Source organism: Deinococcus multiflagellatus (assembly GCF_020166415.1).
Lineage (GTDB): Bacteria > Deinococcota > Deinococci > Deinococcales > Deinococcaceae > Deinococcus > Deinococcus multiflagellatus.
This window is the reverse complement of sequence record NZ_JAIQXV010000043.1, coordinates 1-4,052: the sequence shown is the minus strand read 5'-3', so window position 1 is coordinate 4,052 and position 4,052 is coordinate 1. Positions and strand designations below refer to the sequence as shown.

Annotated in this window: 5 protein-coding genes; all 5 read right to left on the bottom strand. The window is 66.2% G+C overall.

Annotated features, from left to right (window positions below):
• Window positions 1–519: glycoside hydrolase family 19 protein (locus K7W41_RS23110; protein WP_396116239.1), on the bottom strand; the 519-nt coding region annotated here is incomplete at its 3' end.
• Window positions 516–851 carry a DNA-binding protein gene (locus tag K7W41_RS23105; RefSeq protein WP_224612886.1) on the bottom strand — a complete coding sequence of 112 codons (336 nt, stop codon included), beginning with the start codon at window positions 849–851 and terminating at the stop codon, window positions 516–518. The genes K7W41_RS23105 and K7W41_RS23110, both read right to left, overlap by 4 nt.
• On the bottom strand, window positions 848–1,219 hold the full coding sequence (locus K7W41_RS23100; protein WP_224612884.1) for a hypothetical protein: 372 nt from the start codon (window positions 1,217–1,219) through the stop codon (window positions 848–850). Before K7W41_RS23100 ends, K7W41_RS23105 begins: the two co-directional genes overlap by 4 nt.
• A complete protein-coding gene (locus K7W41_RS23095; RefSeq protein WP_224612882.1) occupies window positions 1,204–1,611 on the bottom strand; it encodes a hypothetical protein in 408 nt (135 codons plus the stop codon). Before K7W41_RS23095 ends, K7W41_RS23100 begins: the two co-directional genes overlap by 16 nt.
• The coding region (locus K7W41_RS23090) for a Tn3 family transposase (protein ID WP_224612880.1) at window positions 1,601–4,052 on the bottom strand (2,452 nt) is incomplete at its 5' end. The genes K7W41_RS23090 and K7W41_RS23095, both read right to left, overlap by 11 nt.

Sequence of the window (4,052 nt, the reverse complement as noted above, 5' to 3'; positions counted from 1 at the left end):
GCCAGCATCGGCCGCCGCGTTCGCGCCGCAGCGCTGCCAGTAGCTGGCCGCCACGCGGGCACTGAGCTGAGGGTCCTCGATCAGTTCGGGGTGGGCTTCCAGGTTCAGACCTGGGCGACTGTGGGCCCGGTACATCGACCGCCCAGTGAGCTGGATGTACCCGCCGCCCCGGTAGCGGTGCCCGTCGCCGCTCGCTTCGCTGCCATTGCCCAGCCGGTTCGCATAGGCGCGGTTGGCCAGGGCCACCGGGTTCTTGATGTAGGGCCGCGCCGCCGCCGCGCTGCCCTGGAAGGCCGTGCGGAAGATGTTCGCAATGCGCGTGGGGTCGCGGTAGTACAGGTCCTCGCGCACGTTCCGGAAGCCAGACTCCTGCGCAATGTTCGCCAGCCACGCCGCGAGGCGCAGCCGGGTCGTAATGCCGTGCTCGGCCGCCGCGACCGAGAGCACCCGCGCCGCCACTTCGGCGTCGGCGGGGGCGGTCCCGGGGCGGATGCGGCGCAGTTGGGCGGCGGTGATCATGGTGTGCCTCCCCCGCCGTGGCGGGACAGCAGGTCAGCGGCGCGCCGCTTGATCCAGGCTTCGTCGAAATTGCCCGACACGATGTCGCGCAGAAAGTCGATCAGCGTGTAATGCACGCGCTTGAGGTCGTCCAGTTCGGTCTCCACGCGCTCCAGTCGCGCGCGGTCCTCTTCGCGGCCCTTCTCCAGCTCGGCGACCCGCTGGTCCAGGCGGTTGCGTTCCCCCTCCAGGCGGGTGTAATTGGTGTCCTTGCCCTTGCCCCACAGGGTCCAGACGCCGATCACGAGGGTGCTGGTCAGGGTAATGGCCTGCAGAATCTCCCCACTGGTCACTGCTGCCTCCACACAACCTTAAGGGCCAGCGACGTGCTGCCGCAGTGCCACATCAGCGGGAAACAGGTGAAACTCAGGGCGTTCGGGCCCAAGGCCAGCCACGCGGCGGCGGCCACCGTGGCCAGCCAGATAAAGGCCAGCATCATACCCACCATCGCCCAGCGCGGCTGCCGGGTGCGCAGCAGCACCACGCTGGTGAGGCCAAACAGGCCCGCCCAGACCAGGGGACTGACCTGCAGCCCGCCCCAGGTCTCCAGAATCCACAGCATGGGTTTGGCCAGGGGCAGCACCATGAACGCCGTCAGGCCCAGTAGCACGCGCCCGATGAGCATCTGGTCGCGGTAGCGGCACTTCAGTTCGGGGCCCACGGCGCCCCCTTGATTGGCACGTCGCGCCAGTCGTTGGGCGCGGCCCGGTCCTGCACGCGGGCGCCCTGGAAGACCCAGTACCCCACCTGCCGGGGAAAGCCCCCGTTAAGCCGGAAATAGCCGATGGGCGGGATACGGCCCCCCAGACGGGTCAGAATTCGGGCCAGCCGTTCGCCACCGGGTGGACAGGCGGGGGGCAGCTCAATCAGCACGAGGTACTGGCCGAGCATGTTGGGGCCGGCCTGCACGCGGGCCTCCACGCGGCAGGCCGGGGTGGTGAGCTGAGGGGCGGGCGCCCAGGCCACCGGCAGGGCGGGAATCTGGGCGTGGGCAGCGGCATCGCGGTAGCAGTGGTGCGAAGAGTCGGGTTTTGCCTCTGCCTCAGCTCTCAACCTCGTCTGGATCGCGCAGCCGCCTGAATTGACCGGCCGGCATCTGTGAGGTCAGCGAGAAGTGGTACCGGCCGCCGAGGTGGATGTGCTCAAACTTCAGAGGTGACAGCCGCTGCACATCTTCCTCCCGCACCTCCACGCCCTCGACACGCAGTTGATTCAGGATGAGGTCGAGATAACGGGCATTCCAGAGAATGATGGCGTTCACCACCAGGCCCAGGGCCCCCAACTGATCTTCCATCCCGGCCACATAGTGTTGCCGCAGTTCCCCATGTCGGCCCTGGAACACCGCCCGGGCCAGCCGGTGCCGGGCCTCCTGGCGGTTGCGCTGGGTGCCGATGGTGCGGCGATAAAGCGGATCATCGTGATAACTGAGCAGGTGGAGCGTACTGGCGATCCGTCCCACCTGCTCCAACGCCCGCGTGAGGGCGCTTTTGGGTTTGACGCCGATCACTTTGAGCAGATCCGAGGCCCGCACCGTCCGGGTCATCAGTGACCCCGCGAGGCGCAACAGATCGTCCCAGTGGGTGGCAATGAGCGCGGTGCTCACCTGCGACGTCGCCAGCGCATTCAACTTCCCGTACTGCGCTTCTCGGGACATGCGCGCGTAGGTTCGCTCGCGCAAATCGGCTAGCTCCGGGCTGAACTGATAACCCAACAGGCGGAACAACCCGAAGACCATGTACGACGAGGCTGCCGTATCCGACACGAGTTGCTGAGGGCGCAGCACCGTGTTCTGCTCAATCATGCCGTCCAGGGCGAACAGGGAATCGCGCAGGGTCCCCGGCACCACGATGCCGTGAAAACCGCTGTACTGATCGGAGATGAAGTTGAGATAGGTCACGCCACTGCGAACGCCAAAATACTTGGGGTTCTGGCCGGCGTAGATGGTTTTCACCGGTACGCGGAAGCGCAGCCCGTCCACGGAGGCCACCTGACCGTCCCCCCACGCCGCCACCGTCGGAATGGTGGCCTGAAACTCCACCAAACGGGCATTGGCACTCGCAATGGTTTCGGCGCGCAGGTAATGCTGATCCACCCAGGACAGGCGGCCGCGCCCAAGGGCCTCTGTCTCCGGTTGAACCACCGCGTCCAGTCCAACATTGCACGCTTCAGCCAGCAGGACCGCGCAAACGCTGACGTCGAGGTGTTCCACCCGTGTTCGCGCTTCGCTCAAATGCGTGAAGGCGTGGGCAAACCCCGTCCAGCGGTGCACTTCCAGGAGCAGATCCGGCAAATCCAGGCGAGGCATCCGCCTCGCCACCAGTTCCCGCAGGTGCCGCAGACTGAGCGGCTCGGGCAGCGCCTCGTCCTCCTGAAGCACCAGCACGGTGCGGCCCTCTTCTTCTGCCAGAGAGACCGCGGCGTTCTGCGGTAAGCGGGCTTCTACCAACTGGTACCGCTCGTCCAACTGGGCGCTGAACCGCGCCAGCATGACCTGCGGATCAGGGTCAAGGTCAAGACTCCGGCAGACCTCAGCCTTCAGAGCCGTCCAGGCCTGATCCGACAGCAGGCGCAGGCGAGGGTCATTAAATTTGGGACTGGCTGACACAAAGACGTCGCGGCGCTTCAGGGCCAGATGCAAATGGTCGAGAACACAAAGGGTGTAAGCAGGCCGGTTCAGTGGCCCTTTTCTGGGAATGAGCTTGCTCCAGTCACCCTTGACGAGCGTGAGTGGCACCTCGGTGGCCATGACCTGTGATCGGCGCCCCAGACGCCGCAGCGCCTGAAGCGCGGCCAGGGACGGCCCTCCAGCGGCGCTGCCCTCAAAGGTCACCGTCCTCAGCAGGGCCGGTAGAAACTGCTGCACGTAGCTGTAGCGGCTGAGCAGCCCTTCCAACCGCGTCTCGCTTCTGGGCCGGGTCAGTGCCTGAACCGTTTCCGCCGCGGCCTGAAGCTGTTCCTGAGGCACCAGGGCCAGCACCCGCGCCGCGAAAGTGGGAAAGTCCTGGGGCGGTTGCCCCAGGCTCTCCAGAAAAGCCAAGGTGAGCTGATTGCTGTGCCGGGCCGCTTCTTCCAGTGACGGCAGGTGATCCTGCCGCGTGCCGTCCTCTTTGCGTTCAATCCGGTTGAAGAGGTCGGTCAGCAGGCTTTCAAACAGGGTCAAGGCGTCATCCAGGGCCTGACCTTCAAGGCGATGAACCGTCACCAGCAGGGTGGCGATGCGCCGGGAGCGGGTCATGCGGCGGATCGCCTGGGCCTTGACGCCCATCCCGATGCGGAAGAGGGTGTTCAGCCGTTGTTCAGGAAAACCGCTCAGGTCCAGGGTGGTCACGCCGGCCCGCCGCACCGCTTCAACCCGCTTGAGCGCACCAACGAGTCCAGGCGCAGAGACCGACAGCGGCGCTTTCCGGAGCTGGTCAAGTCGGGAGACCGAGGAGCGAGGGGGAACGTCCAGCAGGGCTTCAAGCGCCGTCACCTGGGCTTCACTGGGCAGGGCT